Origin of the sequence: Dokdonia donghaensis DSW-1 (assembly GCF_001653755.1) — a bacterium.
GTDB classification, from domain to species: domain Bacteria; phylum Bacteroidota; class Bacteroidia; order Flavobacteriales; family Flavobacteriaceae; genus Dokdonia; species Dokdonia donghaensis.
This window is the reverse complement of record NZ_CP015125.1, coordinates 2587850-2608162: the sequence shown is the minus strand read 5'-3', so window position 1 is coordinate 2608162 and position 20313 is coordinate 2587850. Positions and strand designations below refer to the sequence as shown.

Here is a 20313-nt window from a genome sequence, read left to right as displayed (position 1 = left end):
CATAGAATATTATAGATAAAATGATAAAATTATGGCAAAATCGATACTAAAAATGCAATAGTATCAACTCCATCGGCATAATCTTGAAGATTCGGTTTTTGAGTCTTTCCAAATGGTATAAGTGATTTAAAATCTTGTAATTTTTCATTATCACCTACAATGCATTGTATTTTATCTGCATCTTGAGAAAGTTTTAAATCAAGAGATTCTTTTGACTCATATTTTTCATAAAATAAGGTAGCAATAGGAGAGCCATAACTTTCATCTTCCTTAAGCATTAAAAACCCATTTTCTAGAAGATCAAAAAGGCTCATAAGGTAGACTGCCTTATTATAGTCATAGTTATTTGCATACTTAGCATCGTTCATCACATCGCTCCACGAGTAGATAGCTTTAAAAAAAGCGTCAAAGTTATATCCTTCTGGTACCAGTAATTTGGACACATTGCGACAGCCTAGACCGTAGTATCTAAATATATCTTCGCCTAGCGCTTTAAGTTGCTCTTCACTCTCATCACCTGTAAGTATAGCAACAGAGTTTCTGTTTTTCCTTATAATGTTTGGCTTCTTACCAAAGTAATATTCAAAATATCTTGCCGTATTGTCACTTCCCGTTGCAATCACAGCATCGTGTGCAGGTAGTTTTTCTTCTGTAAATGAGATACGGCCCTTAAAGGCTGGATATACATATTCCAGATATTTGGCTAGGTAGGGCAGTAGGTGTTTATCGTTTGAAGACTGTTTTATTACGACATTTTGATCTGCAATAAGCACACATAAAAAGTCGTGAAAACCCACTAGCGGGATGTTACCTGCCATTATGATAGCAACAGTTTTTTGGGATTGCGCTTTCGCGAAAGCGTCATTATAACCGCTCATCCACTCGCTAAGTTTTTCTTCGGTAAGGAGTGCTGCCCATCCCTCAAGTGCAAAAAGAATATTTTCTTGCGTAAACCATCCGTTGTTTTCTCGCGCGAGTTTAAACTGATGTTTCATTCCGTCAAAAAATAGGTCATTGTGTGCAACTCCCTCTTTTTGAGCAATATTAGTACGTGAGAACTGACTCAAGAAAGTCCCGAGTTTACTAAAAGCGTTAATTCTTTGTTGAAGCGTCATAGTGTTTTGGCAAATCGATGGCTAGGCATTATTTTTGTGCAAAGTTACCCAAAAAGAAACCTATGGCAATTATCATAACAGACGAATGTATAAACTGCGGTGCCTGCGAGCCAGAATGTCCTAATACGGCAATATATGAAGGAGCAGATGACTGGCGCTATGCAGATGGTACAGATCTGGAAGGAAATGTAGTACTACCTAACGGTAAGGAAGTAGATGCAAACGAGGCGCAAGAGCCGGTGAGCGATGAGATTTACTATATTATACCAGATAAGTGTACTGAGTGTAAAGGTTTTCACGAAGAGCCACAGTGTGCTGCCGTATGTCCAGTAGATTGCTGTGTACCTGATGACGACCACGTAGAGACAGATGAAGTTTTACTTGCAAAGCAAGCCTTTATGCATAAAGATGCATAGAGTATTATGATACTTATAATAAAAAAGCCACTCGTACGAGTGGCTTTTTTTGTTAGGTAGATTATCTCGATAAGCTACGTATTAGAATTATTACATAAAAAAAGACCAAACTTAATTCAGTTTGGTCTTTTAAATTATGTTGTTTTATTCTTAAAGCTGTGTAAGCTTCACATACATAGCATACTGCTCATCTGTGAGGTACGTCTTTAAGTTTCCGTTTTTACGACTTGCCACTTTATCTAGGGCTGCTTGCTTGTCTGTCGCATTCATATTACTTGCTTTAAGTCTATCTTCTGTAGCTTTAAAACCTGTAAGAGTCTTTGCAACATTTGCCTTTTGCTCTGCTGTAAGGTTTAATTTTTGAGCAAGCATATCAATCTGGCTTACTTGTTCTTTTTGTACTGGCGCATTTGCAACTTTTTGTGCTTGTACGGTTGTCATACCAAGAAAAGCAACGATGGCTAGAGTGACTATTGATTTCATAATGTTTTAAAATTGTAGTTATTTATTTCTCTAAGAGTTCATTAATTAACTCTGTTGGTCTACCAATAACGCCATTTTTATCGAGAATTACAATGGGACGCTCAATTAATTTTGGATTTTCACTCATCGCAGCCACTATTTGAGCATCTGTGAGGTCTTTACCTTTATAATTACTTTTCCAGATGGCTTCATTTTTTCTAACGAGCTCTATGGGTTTAATATCCAGTATGTTTATAATCTCATTAAGTTGCTCTGTACTAAGAGAAGTATCAAGATACTTGACTAGTTCAAATTCTTTTCCAGATGCCTCTACGACAGCAAGACCTTGTCTACTTTTTGTACAACGAGGATTGTGATATATTTTAATCATTATATAATTATTGTAAAGTTACGTGTACACCTAGTGTTCTAAGTTGTACAGCTAGAGTTTTTACATTTTTAAAATGAATTCCTGCTATGCCAGAGCGCTTACAGCCCTCAACATTGCTAAGACTGTCATCTATAAAAACAGCCTCTGCTGGATTAATATGATACCTGTTTAGCATAAGATCGTAAATTTCTTTAAAAGGTTTGCGTGTACCTTCATCACCAGAGACTAGAATTCCTTCAAACCACTGCAGCCAAGGAAACTTTTCTAGCGCAACAGGAAAGGTTTCTCCGCTCCAGTTTGTTAATGCTAGCACTCTATAGTCTGGATTATCTACTAGTTCTTTTAATATTTTTAGCGTGTCTAGGTGTGTAAAACCAAGCATCTCCTCCCAGCGGCCGTAATACATTTTTATGAGCTCTTCATATTCTGGAAACATCGCTATACGCTCTTTGGTTGCTTTTTCTAATGGATAGCCTGCATCTTGATTTACATTCCAGTCCCAAGCACAAACGTGTTCTAAAAACCAGTCCATTTTCTCTCGATCGCCTCTAAACTCTTTGAGATATACATACTCGGGACTCCAGTCTATGAGAACGCCTCCTAAGTCAAATATGACGGTGGTGATTTTTGAATTTTTCATACTATTCCTTTGTTATGAGGTGTGGTACATCATCTAGTTTCCAGTCTATCACTAGGCCTCCGGCTAGTGATCTTGCAATTTCTGCCCCGTAAAGAAGTTCGGTAAGATAGAGAGCAGCCTCAAAACTTTTTGCACCTCCGGCAGAGGTGATATACTTCCCGTCGTGTACAAATAATACATCTTTTCTTATATCAAGATTAGGAAACGTCTCGCGCATCTTATCGATGTCACTCGGGAAGGTCGTTGAGACACTGTTGTCTAGTAAACCTGCCTTTGCAAGTACAAAAGCACCATCACAATGTGAGGTTACATACGTAGCCTCTTTATCTACTTTTTTTACAAAGTTAATGAGTGCTTCATCCTCCAGATCTGTATCTAGATGATGCTCTGCACTTGGTACAACGAGTATATCTATTTTAGGTAGGTCTTCGCTAGTATAGTCAAAGTCTGGTAGTAGATACATCCCTTCAAAGGTACGCACAGGTTGTAGGGTATTTGCCACTGTAAAAACATTCATCGCTTTTATATTTTCTCTATAAATTGTATGCTGAAAAATGTCAAATGGTGCCGTAAGCTCTGTGTTAAAAGTGCCATCCATAATTAAGAAGGCTACATTGTAGCGCGTTGAGTCTAGTACAGCTTTTGCTTTCGCGAAAGCGTTATCAACCTTATTAGTAACAGCCAGCTGTTCTATAGTTTTAGGTTCTGTATTGCAACCTATTAATATAAGCGTTGTAAGTAGTAGTATATAGTATTTCATTAGGTTCTCTTTTTAATGATAAAGATACGAGTTCTCATAGGGTTTCTTTGGCAAGCATTCTCTTTACAATGTAGAGTAGGAGCCAGGCAATAAGTGTGAGGCCTATTAAAAATAGCCAAGTGGTCTGAAAGCCATAATATGCAGTAATTTGCATCCCGCTGTTGTGACCAAAAATATGAGCTACAGAAAATGACATACTGTAAACACCCATATATGCTCCTTGTCTCCCTAGTTTAGATCTGTCTAAGGCAAATTTGTTACTAAAAGGGAAGGAAATCATCTCTCCAAAGGTTGCGATTACCATACCTATCACAACAACACCTACCCAAGTCTCCCACAACAGTAATAGAAAACTTGCGCCCGTCATAAGCAAACCTACAATGGTGCTTTGTACGTTAGTAAGCGCCTTTTTTTCCATCCAGGCTATGAGTGGCATTTCAAACACAACAATGAGTGCGCCATTAAGTGCTAGTATAAGGCCTATGGCGTCTTCATCAAGTTTATAAGCATCCTTGTAATAAAGGGGCACAGTAGAAAAATATTGTACAAATATGATCCCAAAAAGCGCAAGCGCTATTAAGAATAATACATAAGGTGTATCCTTAAGCGGTTTTACGGGGTTTTGAACAACTACTTCCTTATCTAACTCTTTAGTCTTTTTAGGGTTGAGTACTTGCATCATAAGTACACCCGCAAGCAAGCAGGTGATGCCATCTACATAAAATAGTGTCTGGTATCCAGAGAGTGCTACCAGAAAACCACCTATGGCGGGACCTACAGAAAAGCCTAGATTAATTGCGAGCCTAATGAGTGTTAATGAACGTGTTTTATTTTCTGGTTTTGAGTAGGCACTTAGTGCTACAAAAAAGGCAGGGCGTCCCATATCTGCCACTGCAATAAGAACAAAGAATGAAATACACATCATCCAGAAACTCTCTACGTGCATTACCCATAAAAAGTTAATACCGGTGAGGAGCAGGCTTAATAAAATGACTTTATAATACCCTATTATATCGCTTAGTTTACCGCCTATCCAAGCACCAGCAAAAGAACCTAGACCGTACGAAGTCATTATCCAAGCGACGTCTTGTAGGCTAAAATGTAAACTCTTATTGAGGTAAATAGACAAGAATGGGATAACCATCGCCCCAGATCTATTAATGAGCGTGATGAGTGACAGCCACCAGATCTCTCTTGATAAGCCATCAAAGGTTTTAAGGTAATTGCGCAGCAGTGTTTTCATACAGTTGGTTGGTTGGTTAGCTTGTTAAGACCTACGCTTGCCCATAAATATAAAGAGTCCAGCGTGGTGGCCGGACTCTTTAATATTGTTACTTTTTATGATCATATAGTGACAACATATCAAGTCTGGCGCAGTAGTGTGCACGAGGTAAGTTTATATGTTGTGACTAAATTCATAATGTGGTGTAAAGTTATAAAAATAATTGAGTTGAGTACGCTTTCGCGAAAGCGTAATACGTTTCTATTTATAATGTCTCTTCTCTCTTTATTAATTCTGCCTTGATTGCTTTTTTAGACATAAACTGCATAGGCAATGTTGCCGAACAGCATAAGCCTACCGCTAGTGTTGCTATAAATGTGGCATTATCGTCCTTTGTGAGCATACCATAAATAGATATGCCTATAAGTAATGATAAGATGATGAGTAGGGCAACAATGAGCACCTTAATCATATTTAAGTTAGAGAGCAGTTGTGCCGTTGTCTTTGTTGAATAATCTATTTTCATTATCTGAAATTGAGTTTTTTTAAATAAATATTACATCTCACTCCCGAAGAAAATAGCATTCATAAGCAGTTTGTTTGTTCCATACCAGAACGCTCTAAAATTTGTGTTATCTGTAAATAAGATAACCTCACCACGCCCTGTACTCTGGTGTACAAAAGGTCTCGTCTCTGGGATTGCTTTAAGATTAATCTTAGAGATGTAACCAGCTTGTAATGGTGACTTAGTGTACTGTATAGGGTTCTTGTAGCTTGTAGAGTCTGCTTTTATAAATAGCGTGGTGTTTCTAAAAAGAGATACTTTATCGCCCGTATACCCAAAATTAATAGGGTGCGAGCGATCTTGCTTTGCTTCAAAAATTGCACCTCCTATTACTTGTGCTCCTGTAAAATCTCTACGTTGCTCAAAGCTTACGTTTTTTGCAGGGTTTTTAGTTTTTACAAATTCTATGTCTAGCATCTTATTTCTTTCAAACCAGTTTGCTACGTTTTTATAACCTATGAGGGTCCCTCCAGAACGTACCCACTGTTTTATCTTGTCTGTGTTGCTATTGTTTATGGCGTTACCCCACAAATTAGGTAATATGATGTCTGTGTATCTAGACAAGTCTGCGCGACCAAGGTCTTTAGTATCAATTTTTGTGATACGCATATTGTAACGTGTGTCAAATAGGTGCCACATCTCTCCCGCATCATAGGGGTTAATACCTTCACCCACTATCATTGCCACGCGAGCAGGCTCTAATGCTCTAAACTGGTTACTACCAAGATCTATACCTTCTGTGAGGCCAGTACTTACTGCCTTGATGGTTACGTTTGCATCTTGTGCTACTTCGTTTATAAAACTAGCTAGTTCTTGCTTATTAAGCGATTGATTTTGCACAGGTATCATTATGGTACCATAGTCATAAGAGGTACCCTCTACACTAAATTTTTGCATACCCACCTTTGTTCTAATACCCTTGTTAAGTATGGTGTTGAGCGCCTTAGGTGTATAGTAATCGTGCCACTCCATAAGATATGCATAGGTGCTTGTGGCAACTGCTGGGGTAGGTTTTCTTTTTAAACCTTGTATCTCGTTACTAGCTTTGCTTAAAGATGCATTTTCTGTAAAATCTACACCAAAAGAGAGTGGAAAAGACCAAGCACTTATATCATAAAACAAGCTATCTTGAAAAGTTGTGCGTTTTTCAAACATCGCTTTTATGAGGCGGCTCTGTCTTTGGTTTTTTGGGACGATGTAGCTCATTCCTTTTTTAAAGTTTGCTCCATCTTGCGAGAAGTCTTGTGCAACCTCGTGTACTTTTATTTGATGTCTTTTAAGTACCTCTGCTAGGTGGTATGCGCTACCGGCATCTTTTTCACTCCCAAAGGCATATGCGCCACTCCCTTTTTCGCCTCGAGCGTTATTAAAAAAGTCACGTTGATAGTCTAGTAGTTGCTTGCGCATACCTTGTGCAGCCTCAAGGGTAGATAGAATAGCTGTAAACTGGTTACGTATGGTAAACGGAAACTCAAGTAAACCGTTTTCTGTTTCTTGGGCGTGGCCGCGGCTACTTCCTTGCTCAAAGAGAATACCTATACCACCATTTATGTCTGGAAAGGTAGATCCTTTACCGTAATAGAAATCATCAAAACTCTCTTCTGTATAGTAAAAGCTGCCTATTTTATCTAACGCTGCCGCGTGGTAGTTCCCTATTTGCTTTGTGAGTTCTTGGTTAAGCGCAGGTGTGAGCGGGTGTGTACGAGATTGTATACCTGGCTGAAAGAAAAAGCTACTGTTAGATCCCATCTCGTGATGGTCTGTAAGAATGTTAGGATACCAGGTATGAAATGTCTTAATACGCGCTCTTGACTCTGGTAGTTGTACTGGAAGCCAGTCTCTGTTCATATCAAACCAGTAGTGGTTAGTACGACCACCTGGCCATACCTCGTCATACTCGCGGTCTTGAGGGTCTGCATTTATGTTTATACTCTTATTTGTATTTGCCCAGTAAGCAAAACGTTGTAAACCATCTGGATTAAATGATGGGTCAAAAAGTATAATGGTGTTATCTAGTAGTGCATCTATTTTAGGTCCTTGAGCGGCAGCGAGATAGTATGCAGCTATAAGCCCTGCATTTGCGCCAGAAGGTTCATTACCGTGTATAGACATCCCTTGGTATACTACAATAGGCATACTGCTTGTGCTCAAGCTAGCACTGCCATCTTCCACCAGTTTTACGTGTTCTTTACGTATATTTTCAATATTGGAGTGATTACTAGGTGAGGTGACCGTTAGTAATAAAATAGGTCTTCCCTCAAAGGTAGCTCCTCGACTTTCTATAGTCATACGGTCACTTGCTGCTGCAAGCGTGCGCATATATTCTGATAACTTGTCGTGACTTACGTGCCACTCTCCAGGTGTGTAGCCTAAAACACTTTCTGGTGTAGGTATATTTGGATTATAAGTGACATCTGTAGGTAAATAGTAATCCATATCTACCTTTCCGCTTTGTGCGAGCATAGATAGGCTACTTAATAGTAGGGTAATAAGTACGAGTAATAAGCGCATTCTATAAGCTATTTTTTGAGTTGTTAGACTTTAAAAATAAGCAAAAGAAGTAACGCCTGCACGTTACAATTGTTAACTAAAATATGGAGTTGTATTGGATATGAACACAAGACTAGCGTTCTAGTTTATCTAGATAGCCACAAGCAGCACCGATAATGCCAGCGTGATTCTTAGTTTTTGCTGCAACAATAGGAATATCTGTAGTAAGATATCTTTCAAACTCTGCCATATGCTTACTTATACCACCGCCTATTATATAATGGTTAGGTGTACATATTAACTCTACATTTTTAAGAAAGAAATTAAAGCGCTCTGCCCACTCTTTATAAGTGAGTTTTTCTTCCTTTCTTACAGAGTTTGCTGCATATTTTTCAATAGGCTTTTTCTTGTATGGAATACGACCAAATTCAAAATTTGGGATGAGTTTACCGTTATAACAAAGTCCAGAGCCTATACCTGTGCCTACTGTGATCACAGCAACCAGACCCTTTAAGTCTTTTCCGGCTCCATATCTTACTTCGGCAAGACTTGCTGCATCTGCATCGTTTATAACAGAGCAAGGTAAACCGGTTTTTTTTGAAAAAAGTTCATCTATCTGTACATCCATCCAGCTCTTGTGCATATTGCCATACGCCATAGCTTTACCATCTACGATTACGGTAGGAAAGCCTATACCTATGGGTCCCGTCCAGTTAAAGTGATTTACGAGTTGCTGTACACAATCTGCTACAGCTTTAGGTTTTGCAGGGCGCGGGGTTTCTATTCTAAAACGTTCACCTATATACTCTTCTGTTTCCAGATCTACAGGGACACCTTTTATTCCCGTTCCGCCTATGTCGATACCTAATATCTTCATCTATGATGGTTTTTGTGTGGCGAAAGATAGGAATTTTTGAATAATATAGAAGTGGTGCGGGTGAGTCCGCTTTCGCGAAAGCGTAACACAAGATAATCAGATAATTATAGTACTCCTTCTTGTTTTGAAGGCACTTCTTTGCCATATTCTTGTTTGTAAATTTTTACAATAAGCAGAAAAATACTAACTACAATAGGTCCAAAAATGAGACCTATAAAACCAAACAAAGGCACACCTACGATAACTCCTATAATGGTAATAAGTGGGTGAACGTCTGCCAGTCGCTTTTGAATCACGAGTCTAAAAAGATTATCTGTAGAGCCTACTACGACTGTACCATAAATAACCATCACGATGGCTTGCCAGATGTCACCAGCAGCGTATAGAATGATGCACACTGGTACGATACCTAAGGCGGTACCTACAAATGGTATCATAGACCCAACGGTGACAATTGCAAACCAGAAAAAGGGATCTTCTACACCAAGTATTAAAAAGCCTATAAGTGCCACAAGTCCCTGTAGTAATGCTACTAGTGGTATGCCTATGGCATTTGACTTTACAAGTTCCTGACTATCTTTACCTATGAGTTTTAAGTTTTTCTCACTGAGGGGTATATACTCTAGCATAGACTCTCTAAAAGTCCTTCTATTAGTAAGCATATAATACAGCATAAAATACATAAGACCTATGGCGATAAATACATTAAAGGTCCCACCGGCTAGCCCTTGAAGGTTACTACTTATCCAGTCTGTTACAGAACTGGTGTCTATGGAGCTTGCGATATCAAGACCAAAACGAGACTCTATATCTGCCATTTCTGTTTTTACAATGTTTATGACTTTGCCACTATTTTCTACCGCTTTACTAATTTTTGAGGTGAGCATTAATACAAGCCCAGCAATAGGTACTAGTATTACAAGAAATGAGCCTGCCATAAGAACGCAAGCGGAAACGCTAGAGTTCCATTTTCTTTTTTTTACTAGATATTCTTGCCACTTACGTAATAAAACAAAGAGTGTAATCGCACCTAGTATACCTGATAGATAGGTTGCCATCTCCTTAAATATTAACCACCCAAATAGAATGATTAAAAAGATGATAAAGAACTGTCGTAAAAGGTTAGGTTTGAGTGTTTGCATATATTATTTGGCAAATATTTGAGAGTCGTCTCTAAAGGCTTTAAACTCAAGCGCGTTACCGCAAGGGTCATAGAAGAACATTGTAGTTTGCTCTCCAGTTAGACCTTTAAAGCGTACATAAGGTTCTATTACAAAATCTACGTGTGGTGCTATTTTTTCGGCAAATGCTTCAAAATCTTCCCAAGCGAGTACAACTCCAAAATGAGGAACAGGTACCGCTTTACCATCTACTTCATTATGGATTTCATCTACAGTAGATTTTTCCTTGTAATGAATCACTAGCTGGTGACCGAAAAAGTTGAAATCTACCCAGTGGTCGCTGCTGCGGCCTTCAGGTAGGTCAAGTATATCGCGATAGAAGGCGCGTGCTTTTTCTAAATTATCTACAGGTATGGCGAGGTGAAATGGTCTTGTACTCATTTTTAGTATAAAATTGAATTACTAAGCTACGCACAATTTTTTTTATTTATCTAGTGTATCTGTATCATTTATGTGTTTTAATAGAGAGATACCAGAGAAGAAAAAGATCAAACCTAATATAGTAAATGCCCACGGACTTATACCTGTTTCTAGACTCCCGAAAATTCCAAGAACTCCTAAAACAAGTAATATTGCTCCCGCAACTAGTGCAATGACACCTATAAGTTTGATCATTTGACAGTATTTGTTATTTATAAAATTAAAGGTAAAGAGATATGACCTTTTACCGTGATGGCTTAACACGTTATTACAAGATTATTAATAGCACTTTGTGAATTTGGATTAAATTTTAAGAGGGTTTAAGAAATGCTGTGACCAATTGTAAGTTTATAGAGGTGGTTTTCTATAAATTTGCGTTTTTTATAATATGAACATTCAGAAAGATACATCACGTGATTACTAAGCGTATTATTCCTTGTTTAGATATTAAGGACGGTAGAACTGTAAAGGGAACAAACTTTGTAAACCTTAGAGATGCTGGTGATCCAGTAGCACTTGCAAAGATCTACTCAGAGACAGGAGCAGATGAGCTTGTGTTTTTAGACATATCTGCTACAGAGGAACGTCGTAAGACCCTTGCAGATCTAGTGTTAAGAGTGGCCTCTCAAGTAAACATACCATTTACCGTAGGGGGAGGAATATCGTCTGTAGAAGATGTAGATATCTTATTACAGAATGGTGCAGATAAAGTTTCTATAAACTCTAGTGCTGTAAAAAGACCAGAACTCATAAATGAGCTTGTAGCAAAATTTGGTTCTCAATGTATTGTTGTCGCCATAGACGCAAAGTATGTAGAAGGAGGGTGGATTGTACATTTAGTAGGAGGAAAGGTGCCTACAGAGTACAACCTCTTTGACTGGGCAAAAGAAGTAGAAGAGCGCGGTGCTGGTGAAATACTTTTTACCTCTATGGATAATGATGGTACAAAAGATGGTTTTGCAAACGAGGCGCTAGCCAGACTTTCTGAAAGTCTGAATATCCCAATAATTGCAAGTGGAGGAGCGGGAAATATGCAACACTTTGCAGATGCTTTTACAGAGGGTAAGGCAGATGCAGCTCTTGCAGCCAGTGTTTTTCACTTTAAAGAAATAGAAATTCCAAGTTTAAAAGAAGAGTTAGCCACGCAAGGGATTGCGATGAGATTATAACTTTTACCAGATATTACAAGCAATGAAAATAGATTTTGATAAGTATGAAAACGGTCTTGTTCCAGCAATTATACAAGATATAAGAACTAAAAATGTGTTGATGCTAGGCTTTATGAATCTTGAGGCTTATGAGAAAACACTTGCGTCAAAAAAGGTGACTTTCTTTAGCCGTTCTAAAGGTAGACTATGGACTAAGGGAGAAGAGACAAAAAACTATTTACATCTAGAAACTATTGAGGTAGATTGTGATAATGATACTTTGCTAGTACAAGTAACCCCTCAAGGACCTACTTGTCATAAAGGTACAGATACTTGCTGGGGAGAGACTAACAAGGTAAATTTTGGGTTTTTATCAAAACTCGAAGAAGTCATAGAAGATCGCTGGAATACTAAGGATACAGCAGACTCTTATGTTGCGTCACTCTTTAGAAGTGGGATTAATAAAGTAGCTCAAAAGGTAGGAGAAGAGGCCGTAGAGGTGGTTATTGAGGCAAAAGATGATAACGATCACCTATTCCTTAATGAAAGCGCAGACCTCTTGTTCCACTATATGGTTTTATTACAGGCAAAAGGGTTTCACCTTCGTGATATAGAAAAAACACTTATTGCTAGACATAAATAAGCATAGGTTGTAAGTAATTTATTACATTTAGGACTTAAAACCTAAATCATTTAAATGAAAAAAATCATTCTAGCTTTTGTATTATTTCCAGTATTACTAACAGCTCAAAAAGTAAAAGTTAAAAAAGATGATGTCTACATTGATAAAGTTAATGTAGGAACTATTGTCAAAACAAAGGATTCTTTAAAAAATAAACTCTTTACTTACTCTGATTTAGATGGAAACCCTATAGTCATCTATAAGTATGAAACCTTGCACTCGCCTATAGAGGGAGAGGAAGAAGTTTATGCTTATAATGAAGTTACTATACCATCGCTCAACATAGTTGCTGGTCTAGATATAAAGAATGAATACTCTCAGACTAGAAAGAAAGTCGTTCCTTATTTTATAGAAAAAGGAATTCTCAATAAAGATGGCTCTCTTAATAAAGAAGCTGCACAATCTTATTATAAAACTGTACCAGAAATTCCTCTTGAGATAGCAGCAATGTATAATCAAGAACTTGAGGAAATGAACGATCTTGATTTTATAGAAGAAAGAGATATGACCGCTAGGCCATATCTAGTTTTTAAAAATAGTTCTAGAGAGACTATACCGTATATTAATATGATTTCTAATAACAACTATATATTAGATACATATGATATTAAACAAGGTGATGTTGTTATAGGTAAAATGATCACTCGTTTTAAACAAGCACTCACTTCTCAACTAGGTCAAAAACCAGGTAAAACAGGAGATCCTATTGTTTTCTTCTATAATAATAAGGGCGGGAGAGTAGCAACAGCAGAGCTTGGTTTTACAGAGTTAAGAGTACATAGATATAAGTGGAAACTAGGTAGAATAAAACATACGTGGCTCAAAGAAGAAAATAAATTAAAATTATATAAGGAAATCGCTGGCTATCTTGTAGACAAGAAAGCCCTCTAAGATTCTATATAGTTTAATTGTGTCGTCCTAAAATAAGTTGACACAATTTGAACTTATTTCAGGACGGGACAAAGTAAAAAAAGCCGCTTTCTTAAGAGAGCGGCTTTTTTTATGATGTAGTAAGGATTTTACTCCTCTATTTTGATACCCATTTTTGCAAGTACAGCCATCGTGATGTCTGATGCAGGATCTGCATATGCAAAGTTGTTGTTATTACCTATAGTAAGGATGTGTGAGAAGCCTTGCTCTTTTGCCACTGTAGTTACAACTTCACCTATTTTCTTATAAAGTGGTTGTACTACTTCAGATTGTTTAAGTTGTAAAAGTTGTGCTCCATTCTGACGAAATTTAGAAATATCGTCTTCTAGTGCAATGATTTCTCCTTGCTTAGTTTTTCTTTCTTCGTCTGTAAAGCCTGCTTGTCCCGCTTGGTATAGTTTTACTTTTGCTTCATAATCTTCGATCTTTACTTTCATTTGAGACTCAAGATCAAGATTGTATTTTTTTACTTCTTCATTTGCAGCAGTAAGCTCGGGCATTTTTGTAAGGATAAAATCTGCATCTACAGTTCCTACTTTACTTTGTGCAAAAGCTGTTGCTGTAAATAGCACGACTAACATTGCGAGTACGATTTTTTTCATTGTATGTGTTTTGTTAAGATTTATCATTTGCGCGTGCAAATATATGTGATTGAAGACAATATCTGTGCCAAGGGTGCTTTTTTAAGTAAAGAGCTGTCCTCTGTGTGGTTTTAAGTCGTCTCTCACTGGTTTCATAGCATCCTTGTCTACAACGAGATAAGCGAGTGCAAAGTCTTCAGATTGGCTTTCTACACCTGTAAGAGGTGCGTTAAGTCCTTTTGCACTAGCATACTCTTTAAGATGTATCTCGTGATGAAGGGCAATTTTTTCTGAGTCTGGACCCCTAAAGTCCCATATAAGTTTAAGTTTTTCCAATGGTGTTGCTCTAATAATGTGAGTTCAAAAATATATAATATGCTGCTTACAGAGCAGCATAGATGTACTAAAGATTACTTAAAACCGTTGGTATTGCACAGTGGTTGATTATGCCTATTTTTGCAAATAACTAATTCCTTATATGCGTTACCTCTTTATAGTTTGTTTTTTTATGTCTTTTGTCTCTTTAGGACAGCAAGAGGTATTACTTAAAGTAAATAATGATGAAGTAACTACAGTAGATTTTGTGCGTGTTTATGAGAAAAATCTTGCTCTCATAAACGACGCAGAAGAGAACTCACCAGAACAATACCTAGACCTCTTTATAGATTATAAGCTTAAAGTTCAAGAAGCTTATAGAAAAGGGCTTCATAACAAAGCGTCTTATAAAAAAGAGATAGCCTCATATAGAACACAACTGGCAAAAGATTATCTCAATGATGTACAAGTGACAGATAAGCTTGTGGAAGAGGCCTACAATAGAACTAAAAATGAACTTCGAGCAAGGCATATTCTTGTAAGAGTGCGTCCAGATGCATTACCAAAAGATACGCTAACGGCTTTTAATAAATTATTAGAGGCAAGAAAACGTATTGTGGCAGGAGAAGATTTTGCTTTCATTGCACGTAAGTATAGTGAAGATCCATCTGCCAAGCAAAATGGCGGAGACTTAGGGTGGTTTAAGGCTTTTAAAATGGTTTATCCTTTTGAAAACGCCGCATATACTACAAAGATTAATGAAGTTTCTCAACCCTTTAGAACGAGTTTCGGGTATCATATAGTACAGCCTACTGCTTCCAGAATAGCACAGGGGTCTGTTCAGGTTGCTCATATAATGATTGCTTTAAAGCAAAAAGATTCTAGTATTATAGCAGAGGGAAAGATCAAAGAAGTAAGAGCGTTACTTGCAAAAGGCGCAGCTTTCGAAACATTAGCACTTAATTATAGTGATGATAAAAACTCTGCAAAAAAAGGAGGGGTATTAAGTGCTTTTGAAAAAGGTCAATTAAGTAGTTCCAAGTTTGAGAATACGGCATTTGATCTTAAAAAAGTAGGTGACATTTCTGAGCCGTTTAAAACGAAATTTGGATGGCATATTTTAAAATTAATTAAGAAGAATCCCGTACTATCTTTTGAGAAAATGAAGCCTTCACTTACTAAGAGGGTTACAAAAGACTCCCGTGCCCGTGTTTTATCGCAAGAACTTAATACTAGATTACGAGAACAGTATAATATCACTCAAGAACAAGAAATCGTAAGCTATTTTACGTCTGTTTTACCAGAGGTTTATGAAGAGAAGTTAAATGTGTTTACAGATGGTAATGCGTTGTTGAGAGAGGCACTTAAGGTTGGAGATCAGGTTTATACTCACAAAGATATTGCTCAAGCACTTGAAAAAAAATATCGCAAGGCTCCATACGTTTCAAGAGACTATTTTGTAAAAAGAGAAGTTGAAAATTTTGTTAATAATGCTCTAATCACTTATCACAAATTACATCTAGAGGAGCAAGACTCAGATTTTGGTCTTCTTATTAAAGAGTATAAAGAGGGATTGTTACTTTTTGACCTTTTAAAAACAGAAATCTGGGATAAGGCTCAGAAAGATAGTGTAGGTTTAAAAACATTTTATATTAATAATATAGAAAGGTACAATGCATCACAAACTTTTACAACGCGGGTGTTTACTACATCTCAAAAGAAGATTGCCAGTACTTACTTAAAGCGCAATACACAAGGAGAAAATAGTAATAGCGTACTAAGTGTATTAAAGAAAAAGCACGATTCGCCTATTATAGTAACCTTGAAAGATTTTGTGAAAGAAGACCTTCCTATGACTGGAGTAGTAAGAATAGGAGATAAAGAACTTTTAAAAGAAGGCGAGAACTACTTAGTATATGAAGTTGTTTCTATTAATGAAGCAATGACTAACACATTACAAAATGTAAGAGGACAAGTTATGAGTGATTATCAAAAATTTCTTGAAGATACATTTGTAAATCGTCTAAGGGAAGATAGTAACATTACTGTGAACAAAACAGTTTTAAATAAGCTTATATCTAGATATAATGAGTAATTATAAATCATTTTTTATTTTAGGTAGCTTAACTTTTTTGTTGGCTGGATGTGGTTATTTTCAAAAAACAGAAGAAGAGACTGTCATTGCTAGAGTAAATGACCATACACTTACAGAAGAAACATTAAAAGATATTCTGTCATCAAATACGATTACAGATAGTGCGTCTTTTGTACAGAACTATATAAATAATTGGGCGACAGATCAATTATTGCTAGATGGTGCTATGCGTAATTTACCAAAAGATGATCAAGAAGCCTTTGAGGCGCTAGTAGCAAAATACAGGAAGGATTTATATATACGCTATTATAAAGATGCGCTTATTAATAAGCAGTTGGATAGTATAGTTTCAGATAATGAAGCAAAAGCATTTTATGAAAATAATAGACAGAATTTCTTACTTAACGAACCCTTGCTTCAGTTTAAGTTTATACAAGTAGAAGAAGACTATAGCGACTTAAATGAATTAAAAAAGTTATTTCGAAGTTCAGATTATAGAGACGCCAAGACATTAGATTCTCTAAAGTTTCAATATAAAAATCATTTCCTTAACGACTCAATATGGGTAAAAGAGCGAGTTGTGATAAACCAAATAAATATTATTAACAACGAAAATTCAAAACAGTTGTTAAAAAAAACAAATTTCATACAGCTACGAGATTCATTAGGATTATATTTGATCGCTGTAAAAAATACGCTAGGGCGCAACGATATCGCACCGTTAGAATATGTACGTCCTACTATAAATCAGATTATTAATAACAAAAGGAAGTTAGCCCTTATAAAAAGGCTTGAAAAGGAGATTAAGGATGATGCTATTAAAAACAAAAAATTTGAAATTTACAACTAACATATTAGTCCTGTTTTTTGCTATACAAATAGGTTTTGCACAAACTACAGAGGTGACTGCAGCAGCAGTAACTACAGAAGTTGAAGAAGCACCAGTAGTAAAAAAGGACACTGTAAAAATATCTATAGACAAATTTAAGGTAGATGGAGTTGCAGGTGTAGTAGGAGAGTACCTTATTCTAGAAAGTGATATAGATAAGTTCCTATCAGATATAAAAAATCAAGGACAAGCAGCTTCAGAGGTTACACCTTGCCAAGTAATGGGTAATTTACTTGAAAGCAAATTACTTGCTCACCAGGCAGTTCAAGATAGTCTTATCGTACAAGATGCTAGAGTAAACAGTGAGGTAGATCAAATTATACAACGTTTTTCGAGCCAGTTAGGTTCAGAACAAAAGGTTGTAGAATTCTACAAGAAGGATAATATGGCAGATTTAAGAGCCGAACTTTTTGGAATTAGAAAAGATATTATCTTATCAGAATTAATGAATGACAAAATCATTGAGACGGTAGATGTAACACCAGACGAGGTTAAGACATTTTTTGAGAGTATTCCAGAAGATCAAGTACCTACGGTAGGAGTAGAGTTAGAAATATCAAGAATCGTAATTGAGCCCAAGGCTTCAGAAGAAGAGCGTCAGAAGGTGATAGATCGCCTTAAAGGTTTTCGTAGAGATATTCTAGAGAACGGAAGTAGCTTTGCGACAAAGGCTGTACTATATACCCAAGACCCAGGTTCAAGATCAGAAGGAGGTCTTATGGTAATAGACCGCAACACCCCACTTGTAAAAGAGTTTAGAGACGTTGCCTTTAGCCTTCAAGATGGAGAGATAAGTGAGCCTTTTGAGACAGAGTTTGGTTTTCACATTGTTTATGTAGAAAAAACAAGAGGAGAACGTAAGGACATACGTCACATACTGCTTGTACCAGAAATTAAAGAAGCTCAAGAAGAAGAAGCAAAAGATCTAGTAAAACTTGTAAGAAAGCGCATTGTAGACGGTGAGTTAACCTTTGAGGAGGCTGCAAAAGAATTTTCAGATGAGGAAGAAACTAAGTATGATGGAGGTACGCTTACAATACCACAAACAGGTAGCAGACGTTTTGAACTTACTAAAGTAGATCCAGATATTTACTCAAAAATAGATGACCTTGAGGATGGTGAGGTATCACTTGTTTTTACAGATCAAACTAGAACAGGGCAAAAGCAGTATCTTTTGTATTCAGTAAATAATAGACTGGAAGAGCATAAGGCAGACTATGTAAACGATTACATAAAAATTAAAGAACTTGCCTTACGCCAAAAGCAAATTAAAGCCATAGAGAAGTGGCAAGAAGAAAAAATTGCAGAGACTTATATCAAAATCAACGGAGAAAACCGTGATTGTGATTTTGTAAGTAACTGGTTAAAAAAATAAAGAAATAGATGTCTGACGTTGCAGCCATAAAGAATCTCGTGCAAAAGCACGGATTACTCAAAACAGAAATATCAAAAATAATAGTAGGTCAAGAAAAAGTAATAGATGAGATTCTCCTCTCTATTTTTTCTGGTGGCCACGCTTTATTAATAGGTGTTCCTGGGCTTGCAAAGACATTAATGGTAAACACTATTGCCACTACCTTAGGTCTTGATTTTAAACGTATACAGTTTACTCCAGACTTAATGCCTAGTGATATATTAGGATCAGAGATACTAGATGAGTCTAGACAGTTTAAATTTATTAAAGGCCCTATCTTTTCTAATATTATTCTAGCAGATGAGATTAACCGTACACCACCTAAGACTCAAGCTGCCCTTCTAGAAGCGATGCAAGAGCGTGTGGTTACAGTTGCTGGGCAGAGATATCCTTTATCACTACCATATTTTGTGCTAGCTACTCAAAACCCTATCGAGCAGGAGGGAACTTACCCACTGCCAGAGGCACAACTAGATCGCTTTATGTTTTCTATTAATCTTGATTACCCATCTTTTCAAGAAGAGGTAGATGTTGTAAAAGCGACCACATCAGATAGTAAGCCTACAGTAAGTGCATTATTAAATGCAGCCCAGATTATAGAGTTTCAGCAACTAGTGAGGCGCATCCCTGTTGCAGATAATGTGATAGAGTATGCAGTAAATCTAGTAAGCAAGACGAGACCTAAGACAGAAAAAGCTGCTCAGATAGTAAATGATTACATAGACTGGGGAGCGGGACCACGTGCGTCTCAAAACTTAATACTTGGTGCAAAGACACACGCAGCTGTAAATGGTAAATTCTCGCCAGATATAGAAGATGTACAGGCCGTAGCTACCGGTATCCTTAGGCATAGAATGATTAAAAACTATAAAGCAGAGGCAGAGGGACTCACTATAGAGTCTATTATTAAAGATCTTTTTTAGAACGCTTTCGCGAAAGCGCTATCACCTAATACTTCATATACAGCAAGTGATTGATAAACAGTAAAATGTTTATTTTGGGGTTTGTGTTGTCTAATTTTTTCTCAATATCTGCCATATTTAAGATATTTCAATACTTAAGTAAAAACGCAAATTTGTGTATTTCATCGAATATTTATGTTTTTCAACGATGATTTGAAGTGTTTGTCATACATTTGACTTATACGTCCCAAATCATAAGTATGATGAAGAAATATATATACTATGCAGCGTTAAGCTGTTTACTAGCTTTTACTTCTTGCTCAGTAGAAGAAACAGTGCCTAATAATACATTAGGTAATGAGAATGGATTTCAGTACAATAGCGTTGCTTACATTACAGATATGGTATATGTGACGCCAGAGGGAGATGTTATTCTTACTAGTAATAATCTTTCAGATGATGGATCTGCAAATGATGTTGATGCAGCTGTCTTTAAAACCACTGCAAATAGCTTAATTGAAAAGTCGTATTATGTAGGCGGTGACCTCACAAATTTTGTTACTGTTGCAAATGGTAACCTCAATCAAGGAGAAGTGACAGACGGTGAGTTTATTCTTGATGAGCAAATCGTTTCTTCTGGTTTCTTCAGAATTGTTTCGCTTGACAGAAATAAGAAAGAAATCCACATCATTTTTGAATTTCAGCGCACAGATGGTAATCTAGTAGCTGGATCTTTTGATGGAAATTATGCATTAAGTACATTTTAATACAACGTTTTCGCGAAAGCGTAATTATCAACATATAAATTTAACCCCTTC

The 20313-nt window shown here is 36.8% G+C and carries 23 protein-coding genes; 9 read left to right on the top strand and 14 right to left on the bottom strand.

Translation table 11 applies throughout. The annotated features are described in order from the left end of the window. Positions 1-29: 29 nt before the first annotated feature. Positions 30-1115, bottom strand: coding sequence for an acyl-CoA reductase (locus I597_RS11465; protein ID WP_035324634.1), 1086 nt, complete (start codon positions 1113-1115; stop codon positions 30-32). Between the two features lie 62 nt (positions 1116-1177). Between I597_RS11465 and I597_RS11460 the strand changes: the two genes are divergently transcribed. Continuing rightward, positions 1178-1531, top strand: a complete 354-nt coding sequence (locus I597_RS11460; protein ID WP_021778852.1) for a 4Fe-4S dicluster domain-containing protein — start codon at positions 1178-1180, stop codon at positions 1529-1531. A gap of 150 nt (positions 1532-1681) precedes the next feature. Here I597_RS11460 and I597_RS11455 read toward each other — a convergent pair whose 3' ends face one another. The 11 genes from I597_RS11455 to I597_RS11405 all read right to left on the bottom strand — a co-directional run bounded on the left by I597_RS11455 (position 1682) and on the right by I597_RS11405 (position 10734). Continuing rightward, a complete protein-coding gene (locus I597_RS11455; RefSeq protein ID WP_021778853.1) occupies positions 1682-2014 on the bottom strand; it encodes a hypothetical protein in 333 nt (110 codons plus the stop codon). Between the two features lie 22 nt (positions 2015-2036). Beyond that, on the bottom strand, positions 2037-2384 hold the full coding sequence (gene arsC / locus I597_RS11450) for an arsenate reductase (glutaredoxin) (RefSeq protein ID WP_035324635.1): 348 nt from the start codon (positions 2382-2384) through the stop codon (positions 2037-2039). A gap of 7 nt (positions 2385-2391) precedes the next feature. Next, positions 2392-3024, bottom strand: coding sequence for an HAD family hydrolase (locus I597_RS11445; RefSeq protein ID WP_035324636.1), 633 nt, complete (start codon positions 3022-3024; stop codon positions 2392-2394). A 1-nt stretch (position 3025) separates the two neighbouring features. Further along, positions 3026-3784, bottom strand: coding sequence for a DJ-1/PfpI family protein (locus I597_RS11440; RefSeq protein ID WP_035324637.1), 759 nt, complete (start codon positions 3782-3784; stop codon positions 3026-3028). 34 nt (positions 3785-3818) lie between these two features. Beyond that, the gene (locus I597_RS11435; RefSeq protein ID WP_035324638.1) at positions 3819-5027 is read right to left on the bottom strand and encodes an MDR family MFS transporter; all 1209 of its coding nucleotides are present in this window, start codon (positions 5025-5027) and stop codon (positions 3819-3821) included. Positions 5028-5271: 244 nt separating this feature from the next. Continuing rightward, entirely contained in the window at positions 5272-5532 is a 261-nt protein-coding gene (locus I597_RS11430; protein ID WP_021778858.1) for a hypothetical protein, read from the bottom strand. 30 nt (positions 5533-5562) lie between these two features. Further along, a complete protein-coding gene (locus tag I597_RS11425; protein ID WP_035324639.1) occupies positions 5563-8082 on the bottom strand; it encodes a M14 family zinc carboxypeptidase in 2520 nt (839 codons plus the stop codon). 112 nt (positions 8083-8194) lie between these two features. Then, positions 8195-8938 carry a polyphosphate--glucose phosphotransferase gene (gene ppgK, locus I597_RS11420; RefSeq protein ID WP_035324640.1) on the bottom strand — a complete coding sequence of 248 codons (744 nt, stop codon included), beginning with the start codon at positions 8936-8938 and terminating at the stop codon, positions 8195-8197. A gap of 104 nt (positions 8939-9042) precedes the next feature. Continuing rightward, a complete protein-coding gene (locus tag I597_RS11415; RefSeq protein ID WP_035324641.1) occupies positions 9043-10080 on the bottom strand; it encodes an AI-2E family transporter in 1038 nt (345 codons plus the stop codon). 3 nt (positions 10081-10083) lie between these two features. Next, positions 10084-10500, bottom strand: a complete 417-nt coding sequence (locus I597_RS11410; protein WP_035324642.1) for a VOC family protein — start codon at positions 10498-10500, stop codon at positions 10084-10086. Between the two features lie 42 nt (positions 10501-10542). Then, a complete protein-coding gene (locus I597_RS11405; protein ID WP_035324643.1) occupies positions 10543-10734 on the bottom strand; it encodes a hypothetical protein in 192 nt (63 codons plus the stop codon). Positions 10735-10952: 218 nt separating this feature from the next. On the opposite strand from I597_RS11405, the gene hisF reads away from it, so the two are divergent. From hisF to I597_RS11390, 3 genes are read left to right on the top strand one after another with little or no spacing between them, the layout of a single operon-like run. Beyond that, complete coding sequence (gene hisF, locus I597_RS11400; RefSeq protein WP_035324644.1) at positions 10953-11708, top strand: imidazole glycerol phosphate synthase subunit HisF; 756 nt, start codon at positions 10953-10955, stop codon at positions 11706-11708. A gap of 22 nt (positions 11709-11730) precedes the next feature. Beyond that, positions 11731-12330, top strand: coding sequence for a bifunctional phosphoribosyl-AMP cyclohydrolase/phosphoribosyl-ATP diphosphatase HisIE (gene hisIE / locus I597_RS11395; protein WP_035324645.1), 600 nt, complete (start codon positions 11731-11733; stop codon positions 12328-12330). Positions 12331-12384: 54 nt separating this feature from the next. Beyond that, complete coding sequence (locus tag I597_RS11390; protein WP_035324646.1) at positions 12385-13260, top strand: hypothetical protein; 876 nt, start codon at positions 12385-12387, stop codon at positions 13258-13260. Between the two features lie 128 nt (positions 13261-13388). Here I597_RS11390 and I597_RS11385 read toward each other — a convergent pair whose 3' ends face one another. Both I597_RS11385 and I597_RS11380 read right to left on the bottom strand, forming a co-directional pair. Continuing rightward, the gene (locus I597_RS11385) at positions 13389-13901 is read right to left on the bottom strand and encodes an OmpH/Skp family outer membrane protein (RefSeq protein ID WP_035324647.1); all 513 of its coding nucleotides are present in this window, start codon (positions 13899-13901) and stop codon (positions 13389-13391) included. Between the two features lie 81 nt (positions 13902-13982). Next, on the bottom strand, positions 13983-14216 hold the full coding sequence (locus I597_RS11380) for a hypothetical protein (RefSeq protein WP_035324648.1): 234 nt from the start codon (positions 14214-14216) through the stop codon (positions 13983-13985). Between the two features lie 172 nt (positions 14217-14388). Here I597_RS11380 and I597_RS11375 point away from each other — a divergent pair, with 172 nt between their 5' ends. The 5 genes from I597_RS11375 to I597_RS11355 all read left to right on the top strand — a co-directional run bounded on the left by I597_RS11375 (position 14389) and on the right by I597_RS11355 (position 20262). Continuing rightward, complete coding sequence (locus I597_RS11375; RefSeq protein WP_160268162.1) at positions 14389-16290, top strand: peptidylprolyl isomerase; 1902 nt, start codon at positions 14389-14391, stop codon at positions 16288-16290. Next, complete coding sequence (locus I597_RS11370) at positions 16283-17140, top strand: hypothetical protein (RefSeq protein WP_035324650.1); 858 nt, start codon at positions 16283-16285, stop codon at positions 17138-17140. The genes I597_RS11375 and I597_RS11370 overlap by 8 nt, the downstream gene beginning before the upstream one ends. Beyond that, on the top strand, positions 17124-18554 hold the full coding sequence (locus I597_RS11365; protein ID WP_316931549.1) for a peptidylprolyl isomerase: 1431 nt from the start codon (positions 17124-17126) through the stop codon (positions 18552-18554). The genes I597_RS11370 and I597_RS11365 overlap by 17 nt, the downstream gene beginning before the upstream one ends. Positions 18555-18562: 8 nt before the next feature. Continuing rightward, on the top strand, positions 18563-19516 hold the full coding sequence (locus I597_RS11360) for an AAA family ATPase (protein ID WP_035324651.1): 954 nt from the start codon (positions 18563-18565) through the stop codon (positions 19514-19516). 239 nt (positions 19517-19755) lie between these two features. Beyond that, positions 19756-20262, top strand: coding sequence for a hypothetical protein (locus I597_RS11355; RefSeq protein ID WP_152594937.1), 507 nt, complete (start codon positions 19756-19758; stop codon positions 20260-20262). The last annotated feature ends 51 nt before the right edge of the window (positions 20263-20313 follow it).